This window comes from Kitasatospora sp. NPDC114501, from assembly GCF_055633695.1.
Genome location: NZ_JBVKDS010000033.1, coordinates 1 through 18793, shown reverse-complemented (window position 1 = coordinate 18793; position 18793 = coordinate 1). Strand labels below are relative to the sequence as shown.

11 protein-coding genes and 2 pseudogenes are annotated in these 18793 nt (G+C 67.9%); 8 read left to right on the top strand and 5 right to left on the bottom strand.

Features of this window, described 5'->3' with window-relative positions; translation table 11 throughout:
• The first annotated feature begins 445 nt into the window (after nucleotides 1–445).
• The 4 genes from ACZ7RU_RS36570 (at nucleotide 446) to ACZ7RU_RS36555 (ending at nucleotide 8067) form a co-directional block, all read left to right on the top strand.
• On the top strand, nucleotides 446–1816 hold the full coding sequence (locus ACZ7RU_RS36570; protein WP_470345326.1) for an RNaseH domain-containing protein: 1371 nt from the start codon (nucleotides 446–448) through the stop codon (nucleotides 1814–1816).
• 29 nt (nucleotides 1817–1845) lie between these two features.
• The gene (locus ACZ7RU_RS36565) at nucleotides 1846–2355 is read left to right on the top strand and encodes a hypothetical protein (protein WP_470345325.1); all 510 of its coding nucleotides are present in this window, start codon (nucleotides 1846–1848) and stop codon (nucleotides 2353–2355) included.
• A gap of 442 nt (nucleotides 2356–2797) precedes the next feature.
• Nucleotides 2798–7198, top strand: coding sequence for an AAA family ATPase (locus tag ACZ7RU_RS36560; protein ID WP_470345324.1), 4401 nt, complete (start codon nucleotides 2798–2800; stop codon nucleotides 7196–7198).
• Nucleotides 7195–8067, top strand: coding sequence for a serine peptidase (locus ACZ7RU_RS36555; protein WP_470345323.1), 873 nt, complete (start codon nucleotides 7195–7197; stop codon nucleotides 8065–8067). The genes ACZ7RU_RS36560 and ACZ7RU_RS36555 overlap by 4 nt, the downstream gene beginning before the upstream one ends.
• A gap of 251 nt (nucleotides 8068–8318) precedes the next feature.
• On the opposite strand, the gene ACZ7RU_RS36550 is transcribed toward ACZ7RU_RS36555, so the two are convergent.
• Nucleotides 8319–9725 carry a phospholipase D-like domain-containing protein gene (locus ACZ7RU_RS36550; RefSeq protein ID WP_470345322.1) on the bottom strand — a complete coding sequence of 469 codons (1407 nt, stop codon included), beginning with the start codon at nucleotides 9723–9725 and terminating at the stop codon, nucleotides 8319–8321.
• Nucleotides 9712–13143, bottom strand: a complete 3432-nt coding sequence (locus ACZ7RU_RS36545) for an AAA domain-containing protein (RefSeq protein WP_470345321.1) — start codon at nucleotides 13141–13143, stop codon at nucleotides 9712–9714. The genes ACZ7RU_RS36550 and ACZ7RU_RS36545 overlap by 14 nt, the downstream gene beginning before the upstream one ends.
• 265 nt (nucleotides 13144–13408) lie before the next feature.
• On the opposite strand from ACZ7RU_RS36545, the gene ACZ7RU_RS36540 reads away from it, so the two are divergent.
• Nucleotides 13409–13747, top strand: coding sequence for a hypothetical protein (locus ACZ7RU_RS36540; RefSeq protein ID WP_470345320.1), 339 nt, complete (start codon nucleotides 13409–13411; stop codon nucleotides 13745–13747).
• Nucleotides 13748–13754: 7 nt separating this feature from the next.
• Nucleotides 13755–14510, top strand: a complete 756-nt coding sequence (locus tag ACZ7RU_RS36535) for a transposase (protein WP_470345319.1) — start codon at nucleotides 13755–13757, stop codon at nucleotides 14508–14510.
• A 190-nt stretch (nucleotides 14511–14700) separates the two neighbouring features.
• Here the strand turns inward: ACZ7RU_RS36535 and ACZ7RU_RS36530 are convergent, their stop codons facing one another.
• Complete coding sequence (locus tag ACZ7RU_RS36530; protein ID WP_470345318.1) at nucleotides 14701–15861, bottom strand: recombinase family protein; 1161 nt, start codon at nucleotides 15859–15861, stop codon at nucleotides 14701–14703.
• Nucleotides 15862–15876: 15 nt separating this feature from the next.
• Nucleotides 15877–16017: a hypothetical protein gene (locus ACZ7RU_RS36525; protein WP_470345317.1), complete on the bottom strand. Its 141-nt coding sequence runs from the start codon at nucleotides 16015–16017 to the stop codon at nucleotides 15877–15879.
• A gap of 337 nt (nucleotides 16018–16354) precedes the next feature.
• Between ACZ7RU_RS36525 and ACZ7RU_RS36520 the strand changes: the two are divergent.
• Both ACZ7RU_RS36520 and ACZ7RU_RS36515 read left to right on the top strand, forming a co-directional pair.
• Nucleotides 16355–16495: pseudogene (locus ACZ7RU_RS36520) on the top strand (exodeoxyribonuclease III); the annotation flags it as partial.
• A gap of 660 nt (nucleotides 16496–17155) precedes the next feature.
• Complete coding sequence (locus ACZ7RU_RS36515; RefSeq protein WP_470345316.1) at nucleotides 17156–17719, top strand: tyrosine-type recombinase/integrase; 564 nt, start codon at nucleotides 17156–17158, stop codon at nucleotides 17717–17719.
• Between the two features lie 591 nt (nucleotides 17720–18310).
• Here the strand turns inward: ACZ7RU_RS36515 and ACZ7RU_RS36510 are convergent.
• Nucleotides 18311–18688 (bottom strand): annotated as a pseudogene (locus ACZ7RU_RS36510) (ricin-type beta-trefoil lectin domain protein); the annotation flags it as partial.
• Nucleotides 18689–18793 lie beyond the last annotated feature (105 nt).

Sequence of the window (18793 nt, the reverse complement as noted above, 5' to 3'; positions counted from 1 at the left end):
GACCTCTCGGTCCGAAGATCGAGGAACACGGCGCCTTCGCGATGGCCGGGCCCTCAATCCGGACTCCGGCATGCCCATGGGGAATCAGGAGAATCTGGATAGATCACTACCTACCGCTCAAACCACCCCAACCGGCGAATGTCGTGCACTGATCATCCGACCTGGGAGTCCGGGCACCAACGGACGGGACGCCCATCGACCGCCGTCCCCATGGGGAATTACGTGAACGTCCGGGTGGGGAATTACGTGACGCCAACACCGCTCCAGGTGGGGAATTCCCTGATCGTCGACACTGCCCGACGCCGAGCTCATCGGCGTACTGCTGTACCAGTCGGACGGTCAACGCGACCGGCTGGTCGCCGCCGCCGAGAAGGGACTCGGCCTGGTCGACGGGCGGGCCGAACACGGCCCGAACAGCTGGACGTGGAAGACCCCTGAACTCACGGTGCGGCTCCACGCCCATCCGCTGGGCGCACTCGGCGAACCGCTCGGCCGTGATCGCGTCCCGCGGATCGGCATCGAGCACGACGAGGCGATCGCCGACCGGCGGCGGCTGGTCGCCGCCGAGGTGGCAGCGCTGCGCGAGCGGGTACCCGGCGCCCAGCTCGCTCTCGTCGAGCTGGAGGGCCTTGATGTGTACCGCGGCCCCCGGCGGCGTGCCGACCCGAAGCACGCGATCCGGCTGGGCTGCGCGGACGGCGGGTTGGTCACCCAGTTCATCCGGCCGCTGGACACCGACGGCGAGCCAAAGAAGGCGGCTGAGGAAGCCGCTCTTCGGGCCGAGGCCGCGTGGGCGGACGCCCTCCGCCAGCTCGGGCTGCGGCTCGTACCCCAACACACCTTGGGCGAGCTGATCTTGGAGGGGCTGAATCAGGTCGCCTTCCACCTGGTCGAACGCCGGAGCGACGGGCCGACCGGCAAGCCGCAATTCACCCCGATCGCAGTACTGATCCGTCCCGGCGCCACCTGTGTCCTCGGCCGGAGTGCCGACATGCAGGAGTGGGCGCCCTACCCAGTGCTGCTGAAGTCGCTCACCGGGCGGGCGCGGGCTAAGGAGTTGCGGAGCGAGCCGGCTCAGTCGGCCCTCACGGCAGCGTTCATCAAGAACACGCTGTCCCGGCTGCGCAGCACCCCCACCCTGGTCCTGGCCCACGCCCAGGACGTCCGCAAGCGCTGGCCGTGGCTGCGGAACAACGGGCTGGAGCGAGACAGGATCGGGCTCGACGGCGGTCCGACCCAGCGGATCGGCCTGTACGGCAAGGGGTTGCGGGTCGTCCGGATCGCTGACGCCACCGGGGATGAGACGGCGCAGTGGTGGGCTGAGCGGGAGGAGCTCACCGCAGACCTCGCCAGCCAGCAGCGCGGCGGCATCGCCAAGGGGCTCTGGGTGCCAACGGAGCCCGACGGGTCGGGCCGCGTCTTCTACAGCACGGCCGACAAGTCGAGTACGCAGACCGGTCTGACCAACGACGACGCCAAGCTGACCCCGCACGTCAACCCGAGTGGGCGGGATGCATACCGCCCCACTGCGAACGCCTGGAACCCGAGCCTGCTGGAGTTCACCGTCGCTTGCCTGCAGCCGGGAGACGACGCCGAGGCGTGGGCGGCCTTCGTCCACCAACAGCGGTTCAGCGAGGAGTATCGCGACGCACTCGGGCTGCCGCTGGTCCTGCATCTGGCGAGGCTGGCCGACCAGTACGCGCTCCCCCACGAAGACGAAGACGACGTGCTAGACCCGACTGACGCCGCAGACCTGGTCCCCGAAGCAGTTGTGCCCACGGAACAGCTATACTCCGACTTTGATATCGACGAGTGACGCCGCCGCCGCCGCGACCATCGACGTGGATGCCTGGATTCCGATCCGCTACCCCGAGGCGTTTCACCGACCCCGGCACCGGTGAACTGGTCTCCGACGCCGAGGTCGCCGAAACCACCTACACCGCCTTCACCGGACGCCGGAGAGCCGAACACGTCACCGCCCGCCTGATCGTGCGCCGGGTCCGCCGGCTGAGCACCGAAGTCGCGGCCGGGCAGGGCGAGTTGTTCACCACCTGGCGCTACTACCCGGTGGTCACCGACAGCCCCTTCGCCATGCTGCAAGCCGAGTTGCAGCACCGCCAGAACGCCGTGGTCGAGCAGCTCATCGCGGACGGCAAGGGATCGGCCCTGGCCCACCTTCCCTCCGGGAACTTCCAGGCGAACAACGCGTGGCTGACCCTGTGGGCCATCGCCCGCAACCTGCTGCGGACCGCCGGCAGCATCGCCGGTTCCTTCCACGCCAGAGCCACCGCTGCCACGTTGCGAGCCATCTGGTCAACGTCCCTGCCCGGCTGGCCCGTTCAGCTCGTGGGCTGACACTCCATCTGCCCGACCGATGGCCCTGGCGGCACGCGTTCACCGACCTCCTCGACGCCGCCCACGCCCCACCCCACCTGATCGGCCCCCGACCACCCGCCCGCAAGGGCCCGACCGGAGCCGACGTGGAAGAGCTGGACAGACCAGCAGACACTTCACACCCTCCAGACCACCAACCCGACAAGACCACCGAAACCATCACCCTGAAACCAGCTCGGTGGATTTGGGCTCAGTCCCCGGTAGCCTGTAGCTCGACTCGCACAGCCACGGGGGGATGATGGTTCGAGCGCTCCTGCTCGGAGTTGGGGCATTTCAGAGTACGGTCGACGAGGAGTGGACGCCCACGTCGGAGGACTTCACGCCATTGTCGTCGGTCGCACCGCGGGTACGTGAACTCGGCGCCGTGCTCTCGCTCTTCGAAGGCCTGGACACCGGCGCGCCGGTGATCGACCGGGACCGGGCCGGTGTGGAGGCGAGCTGGCGTGCGCTGCGGCGCGATTCGGCAGGCCAGCCGTGCGTCGTCCTCTTCGCCGGTCACGGGGTCACGCGCGGCCGGGTGCTGTACCTGCCCGTGCACGACAGCCGCCCGGCCGACCTCCCGGGTTCGGCGATCGATGTCGGCCGCTGGCTCAACGAAGTCGAACACGGCTCCGACCCCTCGCCGGTCCTGTTCCTGCTCGATGTCTGCGGTGCGGGTGCCGCTACGGACTTCCAGGTCTTCCAGGACGTTCCCGAGGCCGACCGCAGGAGCTGGGTGATCGCCGCCTGCGCCGGGGACGAGAGCACCTTCGGCGCGCGGTTCACCCAGGCCGCAGCCCGTGTCCTGGAGCGGCTCCGCCTGGGGGACCTGGACATCTCCCCCGCGCTGTCCCACGTACCGGTGGAGGCGTTCGCCGACGAGATCGCGCGGGAACTGGTCCGCCTCGACGCGGGTTACCCGCAGACCGTAGTGCACTCACCGCGCCGGGCCGCGTCGATGCCGGTACCGGAGTTCTTCCCGAACCCAGCCTTCAGTACCGACGGCTGGCTACGGCTCCGCACCCGGCTGCGGTCGGCTCTGAGGGAGATGGCGTCGGAGTTCGACCCTGGCCTGGATCCGGTGCACTTCCTCACCCGGGCATCCGGCCGCCCGCACGACGACGCCGCGATGACCGGCTGCCTGTTCACCGGGCGAACCCGTGAACTGGACCTGGTCCGCGCCTGGTTGGCGAGCGACGAACCGCTGATGCTGGTCACCGGGAGCCCCGGCTCCGGAAAGTCCGCGCTGCTGGGCGTGACAGTGTTCCTGGCTCACCCCCAGCTCGCCGAACTAAGCACGCTCCTGACCAGTCGAATCCCCGCGCAACACCGCCCCCAGCGGCGGTGTCCGACCCTCGTCGCGGTCCACGCGCGCCACCGGGGCATGGACGAGGTGATCGCCTCGATCAGGGCCCAGCTCGCTCCCGAGGGCACCGCGCCGACCGCAGCTGGCAGCAACGAGAAGGCCCTGGAAGAGCTCCTCCTTGCCGCCGAGAACCTGCCGGAACCGGTGGTGCTCGTCCTCGACGCAGTCGACGAGGCCTCGGAAAGCGCCCGCATCGTCGACGGCCTGTTGCGCCAGCTGCTGTACCGGGACCGCGCCGACGGCCGCCCGCTCTTCCGGGTGCTCGTGGGGATGCGCCCGCCGCAGGCGGGCAACGCCCTGCTCCATGACGACGTGCTGCTCCGTGACAACGCACTGCTCGGCGAGGCACGCGACCACGGAGTCCTGCTCGACCTGGACACCTCGACAAGTGCCGAGGATCTCGCGGACGACCTCGCCACCTACCTCTCCGACGTCCTGTCCGGTGTGGCGCACTACGGAGACGAGGCCGTCCGCGAGCCCGTGGCCCGTGCGGTTGCCACCGCCATCACCCGCCGACCCGACGGCGGCACCTTCCTCCTCGCCTCGCTCTTCGCCGACTTCCTTCGAACTGGCACACCACTGGGTCCGGAGGAGGCGGTCGCGCTCCTGCCGCCGGACCTTCCGCACCTGCTCGAACTGCACCTGCGGGCCACGCTCGACGCAGACCCGTGGATGCGTCATCTGATGGTGGGGCTGGCGCAGGCGCGCGGCCAGGGCATGCCGCTGGAGTTGGTAATGGCGGCTACCACCGCCGCGGCTGCGGCGGCACGCCAAAAACTCAAGCCGCTCGTTCCCGGCCGGGCCCGCGAGCTTCTCGCCGCCGCCCGCTTCTACCTGCGCACGACGGTCGACACAGACGGACGTCAGCTCTACCGCTTTTTCCACGAATCGCTCGTCGAACACTTCCGCGGCACCGCGGCCGAGCCCGACGACCTCGCCGTCCTCCTTTTCGACGAGCTGCTGTCGGCAGTTCCCGGGCAGCACTCCGCCCAGGCACCCCGGTGGGACCTCGCGGCGCCGTACCTGCTGCGGCACCTCATGGACCATGCCGGCGCCGTGCCCGGTGGTTCTGCCGTCGACCAGCTACTCCTCGATCCGGAGTACCTGATCCGCGCGGATCACACCGCCGCGTGGCGCACGGTCCACCGGGCGAAGGCCCCGACGGCGCGGCGCGCCGGTGTCGCCTACCGGACAGCCTTCGGCCGCTTCGGCCTCAGCGGTCTGACCGGCGGCCCCGCGCCCTTGGAGGTACGCCGCACTCTGCTTCGGCAACAGCTTGTCACCTACCGGGCAGCCGGGATCGCCCGCCGCCTCGACGACGACCGGGACACGCTCCGCCCGCGGTGGAGCACCGGCCTGGTCGAGCAGTCGCTGCTGTACCTCATCAACGAGTCCGACCTGGGCACCTCTGTATCAGCCGTGGCTCTGGCCTCCGTCGGTCGGCGCCCGCTCGTGGTGATCGGCGGTGCCGACGGCTCCCTCCAGGCGTGGGACGTCACACCGGGGCCCGAGCAGGCGTGCCGGCAATTCTCGGTGCCCCCGAAGGCCGGGGGCGGCATCACCCAGCTGGCCGCCGCGGACCTGGACGAGCGGTCAGTGATCGTCTCGGTCACCGAACGGAACATCGTCCGGTTGCACGATCCCGCCACGGGTGTCGCCGTTGGCGAGACCCGCCTCGACGGCGCCCGGGTGTCGGCTGCGACCGTCGTCGGCACCGGGGACGACACGGTACTCGCGGTCGGCCGCATCACTGGTGAGATCAGCCTGGTCGACCTGCTGAACGAGGAACTCGGCAGCGTCCTCCACACCGCGGACGCCGGGGACGCCGCCATAGATTCGCTGCTCGGCGTGGAGTCGGCGGACGGTTCCCTCAGCTTTCATGTCCTCTCCACCGATCGCGACGACCCACGGACGAGGGTGCTCCGCGAACTGGACGGGCGGCCTGTCGTCCTCTCCACGGACGGCCCGCGCCAGGAGGTGCAGATCCATCACAGCGGTTCGCCCGCCCCGCTGTTCACCCTCGTCGCATACGACCGCCAGCTGAGTGCCTTCCGCACGAACGGCGAAACGGTCCAGATGATCACGCTGCCCAAGGACCGGGGACTGGCGTTCGCCGACGTCCGTCGGCTCGACCGCCACCGCCTTGCGCTGACGGCACATCGCGACGGCAACCTCCGGGTGTGGGACCTCGACGTGTGCCCCCGCTCCGGTCATGGCCAGAACCTCTGGCACCCCGTCACGGTCCTCGGCACCGTCCGGCTCAGCGGATCGGAACTCGCCATCAGCGCCGATCTGACGTTCGGCGAGGTCAAGGCCTGGGCCATGGACTCCGGCTGCGAAGAGCACCAACTCGGTGAACTCGGGAGGCTCACCCACGCTGCCGCCGTGACAGTCGAGGACGCGGCCTACGTCGTCACGACGACTGCGGAGAACGAACTCGACATCTGGAACCTCGCCAACGGCACCCTGGAATCGACGATCGCCCTACCCGGCACGGCCACCGCGTTGACCGCCGTCCCTTATGGGGCCTCAGTCCGAGCCGTGGTCGGCCTCGCCGACGGCACGATTCAGGTGTGGGACTCCTCGGCGCGGTCGCCGTCCCGCGTCCTCACCGGGCCACAGGGCCCGGTCACCATGTTGGCCGTCTGCGAGGCGGGCGGCGAACTGGTCCTGATCTCCGTCCACGACGAACGGCATGTCTGCATCCGGTCGTTGGCCGACGGGACCCTGCGGCAGTCACTCACGCTGGACCGGGTCGGAGCGGTCGGGGCGGCAGGCGGACGCCCGTACGCAGCCGAGCGGTCGTCAGACGGCGGCCAGGTGCGGATCCGGGACCTCCTGACCGGCGCGTGCCTCAGCACGGTCACCACCCGTGATCCGCAAGCGATGACGATGGCCCACGTGGACGGCCGACCGACCTTCGTGGCCGCGACCGCAGAGCCGGCGCTCCGGGCATGGGACGTCCGGTCCGGCGAGCCGCTCGGGTCTCCGACCCTCATGCGGGAGCCGGTGCACACCCTCATTTCCCACGCCGGCGGTGTACTCACGGGCAGCCGGGACGGCCAGGTCGCGGCGCTGGACTGGACCGATACCGCGAACACTTCGGTGACCCGGCCGACCCAGCCCATCGTCCACGTCACCCACGTCCTGGCCTGGCTGCCTGGCGAACTCCTGTGCGGCGACGCCCGCGCGGACGGCTGGGAGCTGCACACCGTCGACGAGTGGGAGGAAGGAAAGCCGCCCTCCTGCGATGTGGTCTACTCCCGGCCCATCACAGCGACAGCGGCCGAGCTCCAGGAGGCCCTTGTCACCGTACTTGAGCCCGACGGCTTGGAAGTCGTTCGGCTGGACGCGCGCTGGTACGAGATCAGCGAGGTCCGCGGTGTGACCGCGGGCGGGCCGTGGCAGTTCCCGGCGTACGCCGTGTACTGCCTCCCGGAGGAAGGATCAGAGCAATGACGATCGTCGCGGTGCACGGCATCGCCAACCACCTGAGCGACCGTTCACCAGACGAGGCGGCCGCCGAATTGTCGACGCGGTGGGGGCCCAAGCTCCGTCAGGGGCTCACGTCCGCCGGGCTCGACGACCATCCACTCCCGCCCCTGCACGTCGCGTACTACGCCCACCACACGACCGCCGCCGAGCGGCAGGCTGGCGTCCCGGGCCTGAGCTCCCTCGGTTCACAGGAGCAAGCCATCGTCGTCGCCTGGGCATTGTCCATGGGTTCGCCGACTCTGCAGGAGCGACAAGGACTGGCCACCGCGCCACTGCGGCAGCTCCTGTCCTGGGTCTCGCGGCGCCGCGGCATTCCCCTCACGACCGTCACGCGGCTCGCCGTCCGGCTCGCGGGCGAGGTCCGCCGCTACCTCCACGTTCCGGAGGTGCGGGCCGCCGCCCAGTCCGTGGTGGCCGAGTTGGTTCGGCGGGCACGTCCTCAGGTGGTCCTGGCCCACTCCCTCGGCTCGGTCGTCGCGTACGAGGCGCTCCATGCACACCCGGACCTGGCCGTGGACTGCTTCGTGACCCTGGGCTCTCCGCTCGGGCTGCCGGGCGGGGTCTTCGACCACCTGGTCCCCGCACCGCTCGACGACCGCGGTGCGCGGCCGGCCGGGGTCGGCTACTGGGTGAACCTCGCCGACACGGGTGACCTGGTCGCGATTCCCCATCGGCTCGGCGACCGGTTCCCGGTAGACCAACACGCCGACACGCCCATGGGCACTTTCGACTTCCACACCTTCGGGACGTACCTGTCCTCACCGCTCACCGCTGCGGCCATCGCACCGTTCATCGGGCAGCCGCAGATCCCCGACCGTGCCGGGAAGAGCTGAGTCGCCGCAGCCACCAACAGCATCAGTCGCGGCGGCGCGGCGACTGTAGCCGTCGAGGCCGACTTCTGTGCCGAGCTGGCTTTCTCACGCCATCGGATTCGGCTACCAGCGGTCGGCGAGCTGTCAACCAGGCGTGGAGCGGGAGATCCGGTGCCGCCGCACCCGGTTGCCGTTCCAGCCGTTGGGCGGTGCGTTCCGGTGGGCAGGACGACTATCTGGACATGGGGAACGGTCCAACAGACCTGCTTCGGCTACCGGCGTTCCTGATCAATCAGTTCGATGTAGCGGCGGTACTGGTCGTCGGCAGCTTGCCTGTTGCTGACGAGGGTGCCCTCTTCCATGCGATAGGTACGGTCGGGATCGCCACGGAAGGAGAGCCAATTGAAGCTTGTGGCGATCCAGGTGTCGTCGAAGATGAGGATCTTCGCGTGAGTGGATTTCAGGCGGGCGACTGTGAGCTTGGCAGCGTAGCGGTGGGCTAGGTTCTCGAGCTTGCGGACGGCTGCAGGGTCGGTCTTGGTGTCGTTGTCCTGGTAGCCGTAGGCGATGTGGACGGTGGTGCCGCGCTTGAGCCGATTCTCGAGCTTGGTGAGGAAATCGGTGGTGATGATGGCGTTCTTGATCCAGGGGGAGATGATCAGGATGCGTTGTCGAGCCTGGGTGAGGGCTTCGTCCAGAAGGTCGGGGTGCTCGAAAACGCTGATCGCGCGGACCTGATCGCGCCGTATTGCGGCTCCTCCAGTCTGGCTTTGGTCATCCGATTGTTGGATACCGAGCTGGGCTGCTGCCTGGTCAGCGCGTTGGCGGGTGGCCTGCGACAGGTCGATACGGGCGCGCTCGAGGTCCGGGGCCAGCGCGGGACGTTCGGGCGCGGGTTCGACCTGGATACCGAGAGCCTTGGCACCGCCGTGGTTGAGGAGAGCAATCTCGTGGGCGTGGCTGAGCTCCCCGTCCACAACGACGCCGAGTTGGATGTCAGTGCGCTCAGGGTCTGCGTAGACGAGAAGCTTGGCCGGCATGACGCGGCGGGCCTTGGCCTGGGTGATTCCGCGGACCAGCAGGACTTCGCGGTTGGTGGTCCCGCGTTCGCGCAGCAGCGCGTTGATGTCGGGGACTGGAATGTCGCTGGCCTCCACGACCCCGGAATGGGGCGCGGGTAGCACGACGACGCCTTCTTCCTCGGCCTGGCGGTGGGGGATGACCGTGTGGCGGTCGTAGGGCTTGGCCTTACCGAGAAGCTGATCGTAGACGAGTGGCTGGCCGACCTGCACGGGAGTGATGGCGGCCATGTCGTGGGCGGTCTGGTGACCGCGGGCTGTCAGGCGCAGCCTGTGGGCGGCCGGCCCAGCATCGCTTCTGAGCCGCGGTGGCGTGTAGGTGAGCAGGTCGTCGGAGAACTGCCGGGCGATGGTGTGGGTGACCATCCGCTGGGGCAGGCCGAGGATGCCAGCGATGGCTTCCTCGGTCTCGACGTTCTCGCCGACGAGGTGGAGGACGAATTCCTGGAGCAGGGGCAGTGGCTTGCGGTCCTGAGCGAGGATGTCGGCGGTGACCAGAGCAACGGGGATGCCAGCGTCGACGATGGCGACGAGCTCCAGTCCCTGGCGGTCGTTGTGGAAACGGATGTGCAGCAGGCTGTTCTCGCTAAAGGTAGGCATCGCGGACCTCGCACTCCTGCGGGTGGCTGGACATGTAGTCGAGGACATCGCGCAGCGCGCCGCGTTTGCTGCGGCAGAACGCTGCGTCCCCCACGACGATGAGGCCGAAGCGCGCGCGGGAGAGAGCAACGTTGATGCGCCGCCAGTACGGTTCGCCAAGGAAGCCGAAATCTGACCAGTCGTTGCTGCGGGTAACGGAGAAGACGGCCAAGTCACACTCGCGGCCCTGCACCGCATCGACGGACAGCACCTCAACTGCCAGATGCTTGAGCCTGACCTCGGCGAGTTGCCGATTGAGTTCTTCGACCTGTCGGCCGTAGGGGGCGATGGCCAGGACGTCCAGCTTGCAGCCGGGCGGAGTCTTGATCAGCTGCCGGTCAATGGCCTTGTCGATTGTCTCCAGGCGCTTGACCGCGAGCTTTGCCTCAGTGCGGTTGGAGATGCTCGTCTCGGTGCTGGTGCGCTCGGACTCGCGGCGGCTGGGGAGTTTGGTGGTGTCGAGCCACAGCACGGGCTTGTTGATCTGGTCGTAGCCCGGCAGCGTGTGGGGGTTGGGCGACAGCAGCTTACCGCCGTAGAAGCAGGTCGAGATCATATTCCCGATGGCGGGGGTCATGCGGTACTGCTCACGCAGCAGGTGCTGGATGGGAGGGGCGGTGTGGGTGGCCAGGTACTGGAACAGGGTGGTGGTTACCAGTTCGGGGATGAGCTGGTAGTCCGCCATGATCTTTTTATCGCGAAGGAGGTCCTCGTCGATGGGCGGCAGTTGGCGAGTGTCACCGACCAGCACCCACCGCTGGGACCGGGCGAGAGGTACGAGGGCCTCGGTCGCAGTGGCCTTGGAGGCCTCATCGAAGATGCACAGGTCGAATTCCAGGTCGCGTGCCGCCGGGTGTCCCAGGAAGCCGATCGCGGTTCCGCCGACGACCTGCCGTGTGCGCAGGAACTCGGCAAGCAGATCCTGGTCGGTACTGATGCGCTGCAGCCACTGTCCTTGCAGCCGCAGCAGCCGCATCAGATCCCGGCCGCTTCCGGTAGGGCCCAGAAGGGCCTCCACAGCGTCCCGGGCCTCGCCAGGGGTGAGATTCTCCCGCAAGGTGAGGTCGCCTGCGAGAACTCGCTGAGCCTCGACGTACAGCTCGTGGCGCTGGTCGAGAAGCTGGTCCCGCCGAGCTCGGACAGTAACGAGTTCTTCGCCGAGATCGCGCGCAGAAGTGGTGCGCTCGGGAGCGGGCCGGCTGTTGAGCTCTTCGAGTTTGAGGGTGACGTGGTTCAGGTCTGCGGCGACCGAGGCGAGCTCTTCCAGAGTAAGGGCAGCCTTGAGGTGGCGCGCTTCCACGCCCCCGCGGTTGGCTACGCCGTCGAGGTAGGACTCTGCACGGGCCCGTACCTGCTGGGTCCACTTCTTGACCTGACGGTCCAACAGAAGGTGCTGGGCGCCTTCAGCGACTCTGGGGTCGTCGGGCCGTCCGAGGCGCACCAGTCCCTGAACACCGGCTTCCTCAATGCGGCGCAGTGCGTTGTCGATGGCGATGTGGGTCTGACTGACGATGAGGATGCGCGCGTTGGGATCACGTTCGAGGGTCTGTTCGACGATCTCGGCGATGACAGTCGTCTTGCCCGTTCCTGGCGGTCCTTCGACCAGCAGAAGGTCCTGGGATCCGAGAGCATGCTTGACTACGTCGCGTTTGCTCTTGTCCAGATCCTCGCGGAACCAGTGGGTGATCTCGGCGGGTGGCTGGGAGGAGATGGCAGCGGGGTTGTCGATGATGTCGCGCAGAAGTTGGTTGGTACTCTGCCCGGCCATGACGGTGGTCAATGCATCCCGCTGCCGGTTCAGGGCTTGCTGGCTGGGGCCGAGGAACGGCAACAGCACACCCCGGTCTGGCACTCTGGCGGTGGGGCGAGTGAAGCGGATCGCCACAGTCTCCTCGGACTGCACCGTGACTTCGCCGCGCTCTACCGGCCTGGCCTGTGCGAAAGGAGCGATGGACCATTCTTCTCCGACCGGAGGCGCGGTACCCGGCTTGGCCAGATGGAACACCCTGGTGCGGCCGGATCCGGTGACCCGGTCGTAGTCGAGGACCTGGCGTCCGCCGGCGGCGACCTCCTCGCGGGCGTCAAGGAGCCTGCGCCACCCCTCGAAGAGATCTCCGAGGTTGCGCGCCTGTTCGTCCTGGTATTCCTCCTTCCGGCGGGCGAGATGGTCGTCGAGGTGGTCCAGCAGAAGGTTGCGGCCCTGGTAGGCGGGTTCCTCACCCGGGTCATCAAAGGTCCAGGTAAGGACCGGCGGAAGCGCAAGGACGTGCTTGCGCTGTCGGGCCATCCACTCGTCGGGCTTGGTGAGAGCCTGGACGATCACGGAACGTTCGGGATACTGATCGTCGGAACGCAACCGCAGGAACCAGGACTTACCAAACAGGCGCAGGGTGCTCTGGTCGACCTCGTCGGTTTGCGGGTTGTAGCCGTAGTCGACGTGCACGATGCCGGACAGATCGGCGAGGACTGCATTCCTGGCTCGGTCCCAGTCCGGTTCCGCGTCCTCGGGCGTCTCGGCGAGCTTCGCGGCCGCGGAGCGAGTGAGCTTGAACCAGAAGAAGTTGCTCTTGCGGGACTGGCGACCCGCGCAGATGTACTCGGCCTCAAGAAGGCGCTGTTCGAGCACTGCGGCGTTAGCTGGCCGCTTTCTCGGGTCGAAGTCGATGCACGAGCCCAGAATCTCGCGGAACTCGGTAGCAAGGTCGAGCTCATCCAGGACAGGCCTAAGGTCCGGGTAATCACGGGCCTTGCTACCGGACAGCGTCTGAACGGCGAGGACACCGTAGCCGAAGACATCCCGCACGTAGGGCACGGCATCCTCGTGTTCAGGCGGGGAGTACAGGTTGGAACGGTACTCGGCTACGGTCTCGTCGGTCACTACGACCTTGGAACGGATCTTGGCGATACCGAAGTCCGCGAGCTTGGGCACTCCGGCCTCGGTGAGCAGGACATTGCCCGGTTTGATGTCACGGTGCTCGATGTTCAGGGAGTGCGCGTGTGCCAGCGCGCTCGCCAGGGTCTTGCCGATCTTCTCGAAGTAGGCGTCCCAGCCGACGGGTCGGCGAGCCTGTAGATCGTCCTTCAGGCTGCGCTCCACCCACTCCAGGGCGATGTAGTACCGCTCCAGAACCGGGTCCCAGCCCGACTCCAGCATCCGCACGATATGAGGGTGCTCGACAGCTTTGAGTGCGGCGGTCTCCCGTTCCAGGAAGACCTTGATGATTTCGTCGTCGCGCCGCTTGAGTAACTTGATCGCCGCGAACTGCCTGTCACTGTCGCTATTTGCTGTGTCGACGGCCTTGCGCACCTCCGACAGACCGCCGCTGCGCGCGCTGTCTCCCACCAGCAGGAATCGATCGTTGATCACATGCGGTCCCACACACGCTCCTCGTCCAGCACCGGCGTCAACTACCGGTCCGGCCATCCTGCCAGCCCAGGACTCCTCGGTTGGATGATTCGGCAGATCCGGGCTTGATCGTGGCCGACTCTTCGATGACTACAGTGCCTGACGCTCGACCAACGTATTGCCTAAGGGCTGTCCCGTAACCGCTGGTCGAGTTGCTGGGCGACAGGCCCGGCGGCGACCAGTCGGCCTCGCCGATATCCGCGCGACTCCAGCCCGGCGGCTGTGGCAGCCTGCGGACATGCCAGAGCTGCGAGAACATGCAGGCCGTCACTACGCCGTCCAGTTCCACTACGCCTTGCCTGACGACGTCTGGTGCGTAGAGCTGAGTGAGGCCGTCCCGGCGCCGGCCGCGTGGACCGAGATCCCCAACGCCGCGACGCACCTCCCCGGAGCCGCCTTCGTCGTGGCGGTGATTCCCGACGAGGATCCGGATCTGGAGCCGACCGTCCACATCCACAGCCACGACGAGCACGTCATCCCGTACGAGATCATGCGCTGGTTCATGGAGCAGGTGGCCGACCAGGTGGAGCGGTGCCGGGCCGCACTGACGCAAGAGGGTCCCGAAGCGGTGGGATGATCTCGCGGTGGCTGGTGTGATCACGGCGTCGGAGCCGTCCTGGATAGCCCCGTTCACCGGGCTGAGCCCGCGCGACTTCCGCAAGCTGATGACAGTGCTGTGCCGCGAGGGCGCCGATACGGGCCGCCCCGGCCGGCCATGGGGCCTGCCCCTCGAGGACCGGGTCCTGCTGGTCGCGGCCTACTGGCGCACCAACCTGACGCTGCGGCAGCTCGTGCCGCTGTTCGGGGTGTCCAAGTCGGCGGCCGATCGCATCGTCAACCACATCGGCCCGCTGCTCGCGCTCAAGCCGCGGCAACGCTTCCGCAAGGGCACCGTGCTGATCGTCGACGGCACCCTGGTCCCCACCCGCGACCACACGATCGCCGAGCGGTCCAAGAACTACCGGTACTCCACCAACCACCAGGTGGTCATCGACGCCCACACCCGCCTGGTCGTCGCTGTTGGCAAGCCCCTTCCCGGCAACCGGAACGACTGCAAGGCCTGGGAGGAATCCGGCGCCAGGGCCGCGGTCGGCCGGACCACGACGATCGCTGACGGCGGCTACCCGGGCACCGGCCTGGTGATCCCTCACCGCCGGCCACGCGGCGGGGAGCTCACCGAGTGGCAGACCGAGCACAAGCAGGTCCGTGCCCGCGTCGAGCACGTCTTCGCCCGGATGAAGACCTGGAAGATCCTCCGCGACTGCCGCCTCAAGGGCGACGGCGTCCACCACGCCATGCTCGGCGTCGCCCGCCTGCACAACCTCCTCCAGGGCGCATGAGGCGGGCGACTACCGAGCACCGGCCCGCGCCCGAGACGCCCGAAGATCAATTACGGGACGGCCCTTACCTTCGGCTTGTTTACTATCAGCAGCCGAGGGTGAAGGCTAGCGCCGAAGTCGCTCCCCCCACGCGGAAGCGGCTCGTCGAACCTGTCGATGACGACCGCCAGTTGCTCGTCCGCTTCGCGAACTATGCCGAACTTCCAGCGCGTTGCAGTTGCTCTACGCGTGCTTCAAGTTCGGCGGGCAGGTACCAGCCGTCCGTGGTGGGTGTCATGTAGAGGCGGGCCTTGAGACCGAGCAGGAGCTGGCGGCGGTGTTCCTGGTCGGCCTGGGCCCAGGCGTCGGCGAAGGTCTGGCCGGTCTCGACTTCGACCCAGGTGGAGGGGCATTGTGGGAGGGCTGCGAGGCGGCGGCGTTCGTCGACGAGGACTTCGAGGGCTTCGGCGTACTCGTCGTCGCCGCCGGGGTAGTCGAACAGGTTGCGGCGCTTCTCCTCGCGCAGGTCGCGCATGGCCTGCGTGACGTGGTTGAGCTGCTCGGTGTGGTCCTCGCCGGGGATGAACCTGCGCACCGTCATCGCCAGCCTGGCTAACCGCTCCACCAGAGCGGTGATCGCGGCCGTGACGCGCTGGCCCTTGATGGCCTGGCCTTTGCAGGCGGGCTTGCCAGCCGTCTTCGCACACCGGTAGTACTCGTACACCTTCCCGTTCTTCGCAAAGTTCAGCTGACGGTAGAACCGATCCCCGCAGCGATCGCAGTGCGGCACCTCCAGCCACGGCGAAGCACCGTTCGAGCGCTCCTTCGTAACGGACCGCTCGTCCATCGCCGCCTGGACCGCGGCCCACTCCTCCTCCGAGAACAGCGGGCTGGCCATCCGGATCGGCAGGCCCTTCGCGTCACGGGCGATCTTGCGCGCCTTCACGGAGCGGCCGGCCAGCTTCAGCCCCATCGTCGCCGGCGAGCGCAGGATCTTCCCCACGCTGGTCGGGTTCCAGTGGTTCGACGGCGGCGTCTTGCGCTTGCTCGTGTACGTGTCGCCCTGGTTCTTGTACGCATGGGTCGCGGGGGTGTCGAACCCGGCGGCCTCCAGCGCCGTGGCGATCATCCACTGGCTCCGGCCCTCCAGGAGGAGCTTGCCCATATACCGCACGGCCTCGGAGGTCACCGGGTCCGGCTTCAGCGTTTGCCCACCACCAGGCCGGTCCACGATCCGGTACCCGTACGGCGGCTGCCCGCCAGCCCACCGGTCGGTCTTGCGCAGATGCTTGTGCGCGGCCGTGACGCGGGCCTTGATCCTCTTGAGCTCCATCTCCGCGAAGATCGACGCCAGCATCAGGAACACCTTCACCAGCTCGTTCCCGAACTACGACTCCCGCCCCTCCCGGTAGTCCAGAGTGATCCCGTCGTCGGTGAACACCAGCACCTTGTGGTTCTCCTCCGCCCAGTGCGCGACGTCCGCGCAGTCCTTGGCAGAGCGAAACGCCCGGTCAACCTTCGCCCACACCATCGCGTCCCACTCGCCCTGGCGTTCGGTGAGCCACGGCCCAGAGGTCGGGACGCTTCCACGGCGTGATCTGGGCAGAGACGTCCAGGTCCTCGAAGGACCCGACGACCTCCCACTCCTTCGAAACCGCATGACGCGTCGCCGACTCCGCCTGCACCAGGTGCGACACCTTGCCCTCGTCCCCATGCGTGTCCGAGACACGCGAACCAACCACCACCCGAACCGGCGCCAACGACGTCATACTGCTCACTAGAAGCCCCTACCACCCAGGCCAGCAGACACCCTCGAACAGGCTGCACTCGAACGGGTGGACCTTTTACAAAAGGCGTCGTTCCGCTGGAGAGTAGACCTAAGTGTTTGTACAAAAGGCCTCGCCGACAGGGCCATCGAGGCCTACGTCGAACGTGCCGCATCCCACTCCGAACGGTGGAGCGACCACGCGCCAGTCACCGTCAAGTTCGACTTCGGCTATAACTGACCTCGTAGTCAAATGCGCTTGATCAGCGGCCGGCACCGAGCCGTGGCGACGCGGGGCGGACGGTCGACGGTCAACTGAACCCCTTGACCCCCAGTCAAGGGGTTCACTTATTGTCGACAGCCGGGACCCCAAGGTCTCGGCCTTTTTGTTGCTCAACGACCATGAGTCGCAAGTGAGTTGGGACTTCTCCGCGGAAGTAGCGCTGCGGACTGCTGACCGTGGCCCAGTGCTTACTTTGCGCACAAGTGTCCGTTTCCGATCACCAGCGTCCACGGGCGCTCATCAGGTGTGGTCCCAAAATGGTCCCCAGGTCGACCACCGCACCGCGGATACAGCCTGCGATCGAGATCTGTCGGGTTTTCAGCGAACGGCGCCACGCCCGCCCGACTGCCCTTGCGCCGATGCCGTCAGCCGACCCACGGGGCCGTCTTCCACGCGGTGTGTCGTCTTGAGCGTGTCTTCGCCAGATGGTTCTGACGTGCCTCGCGCACCGCCCCTCGCGCTCTGCCGCCACACCCGACACGGCAGCCACTCTTGCCCCAGAGGCACCACACAGTCCGAGAGAAGGGAAAGCTCATGGGACAGCGTGCGCAGCGGGGTCGGGTGTACCGGCAGTGTGGTTGTTCGGACGGTCACGGGAAGCAGTTGGGGCCGTGGTGCGTGCGGTTGCTGGAGGAGGCGGGTCACGGGACGTGGACGTACTGCGTCGACCTGGCCTCGGAGGAAGGCAAGCGCCGCACCCGCCAGCGCGGTGGGTTCGCCACCCGCGCCGAGGCAGCGCGGGAGATGAAGGCGGTCCTGAACGATGAGCTGCGCGGGGTGTACGAGGACCGCCGCACCATGGTGGCGAGCTTCCTGCGCCAGTGGCTGGCGGCGAAGAAGGAGGAGCTCGCGCCGAACACCTACGCCGGCTACGAGGCGTGCGTGGAGCGGGACCTCATCCCCGCCTTCGGCCAGTGCCGTCTCCCGGACCTGCGCCCCAAGCACATCGAGTGCTGGATCGCCGCCCAGCGCAAGGCCAAGCGCGGCAAGGTCACCGTCCACCGGACCGTCTCCACCCTGCGCAACGCTCTCAACCACGCGGTGCGCGCCTGGGGGCTGCGCTACAACCCCGCCAAGCACTCCGTCCCGGCCAGGCCCGCGCCGCGGAGCGCACCTGCTGGACGCCCGACGAGGCCGCGACGTTCCTGCGTCACGGCGCCGAGCAGTACGTCGATCAGCTGACTGACCTGTTCAACATGACCGCGCCGACCACGTCGTGCGGGTCGCCGTCGTCGAGCTGGTCGGCCGGCATCGGCTCCTACCCCTGCTCACCCGCCGCATCCAGCAGGGCCTGCCGGTCGCGGACGTGGAACTCCCGGAGCGAAGTGATCCGCACGACCCTGCCCGGCAGGTCACGCAGCCGCGCCTCAGCCCGTGCGGGGCCACCGGATCCTGGAACCGCGTCGTTGTCGCAGCAACCCTCGCTGTCGGTGCCGTCGTACTGGCCCGAATCCTCGTGCTCAGAAACTCCGGTGCGCTGGAAGGCGCCGCAACGGCAGGCGGCGCCGAATTGGGTGGAGTTCCGCTGGGGCGCGTTGCTGACGCACCTCCGGACGGTGGTGAGGTAGTCGCCCTTGCTGGTTCCGCCGGTACTGCCGGCAGTCCGGGCCTGTCAGGCTGTAGGCCACTGTACTCGAGCTCTCACGGGGCGGGGCCGACGGCCGAGCGTCGGCACCCACGCGCACGAGCGCAGCGGTCAGATCAACCATCGCCTTTCAAATGGCGGGGCCCACGGCGCTGTTCGCGTCGTGGGCCCCGGCGGGTTGTATGCGGCTACGGGTTGACGGGCTGGGGCGGGGTCCTGAGGGCGGGGAAGCTCCAGGTCTGGGCGGGTGTGCCGTTGCAGATGAAGGCGGCGAGACGGCTGCCGGGGGTGGTGTCGTTGTTGGGCAGGTCGAGGCAGTGGTCGGTCGCCGGGTTGTAGAGACTGCCGTCGGCCCGAGGGAGCCAGACCTGGTTCGACGCACCGGGGGTGCAGGTCGACAGGCCGATGCCGGCGCCGTTTGCGGTGCTGCCTCCGGCGATGTCGACGCACATGCCGCGCAGGCTGATGGTGGCGTTGGTGGAGTCGACGGTCAGGTTCTGGGCGGCGGTGTTGTTGCAGGGGACGATCTCGAGTCCCTGGCTGGTGTCGTTATAGGGGACGTCGAGGCAGTTGCTGCTAGGGCCTGTGTGAGGTTGTGATCAGTCGGTCGTCCGCAGGAGGTCGTCGATCCAGATCATCGAGGCGCGGAGGTGGAGGCCGGCGAGGTAGCT

Excerpts from the sequence above, each read along its gene's own strand:
- ACZ7RU_RS36555 (WP_470345323.1), top strand. The coding sequence starts at position 7,195 with ATGACGATCGTCGCGGTGCACGGCATCGCCAACCACCTGAGCGACCGT.
- ACZ7RU_RS36540 (WP_470345320.1), top strand. The coding sequence starts at position 13,409 with ATGCCAGAGCTGCGAGAACATGCAGGCCGTCACTACGCCGTCCAGTTC.
- ACZ7RU_RS36550 (WP_470345322.1), bottom strand. The coding sequence starts at position 9,725 with ATGCCTACCTTTAGCGAGAACAGCCTGCTGCACATCCGTTTCCACAAC.
- ACZ7RU_RS36565 (WP_470345325.1), top strand. The coding sequence starts at position 1,846 with ATGCCTGGATTCCGATCCGCTACCCCGAGGCGTTTCACCGACCCCGGC.